Here is a 521-nt window from a genome sequence, read left to right as displayed (position 1 = left end):
GATATGCCTGGCACCACGCGGGATAGCGTATACATCCCAATGGAGCGAGAAGGGCGTGAATATGTTCTAATCGATACCGCCGGTGTTCGCCGCCGCGGCCGCATTGATATGGCGGTAGAAAAGTATTCAGTGGTGAAAACCCTGCAAGCAATTGAAGGCGCCAACGTTGTTATTTTGGTGATCGATGCACGGGAAACCATTAGCGATCAAGATTTGAACTTGCTCGGCTTTGTGCTGAATGCTGGCCGTTCCGTTGTACTTGCGGTAAACAAATGGGATGGGCTTGATAGCGAAGCAAAAGAATGGATTAAGCAAGAGCTTGATCGCCGCTTGGGCTTCGTTGATTTCGCGCGCTTGCACTTTATTTCTGCATTGCACGGTACCAACGTTGGGCATTTATTTGAATCGGTACAAGAAGCCTATGCCAGTGCCACTCAGCGAGTGAGCACCGCACAGCTCACGCGTATTATGGAATCGGCACAAGAAGAGCATCAACCACCATTGGTACGCGGGCGCCGAGT

At 51.1% G+C, this 521-nt stretch carries 1 protein-coding gene; it reads left to right on the top strand.

The genetic code is table 11. From position 1 onward, the window contains the following. Positions 1–521: GTPase (locus VT06_RS17235; RefSeq protein ID WP_046555564.1), on the top strand; the 521-nt coding region annotated here is incomplete at both ends.

Origin of the sequence: Arsukibacterium sp. MJ3 (assembly GCF_000987765.1) — a bacterium.
Classification (GTDB): Bacteria; Pseudomonadota; Gammaproteobacteria; order Enterobacterales; family Alteromonadaceae; genus Alishewanella.
This window is presented reverse-complemented; position numbering and strand designations above follow the sequence as displayed.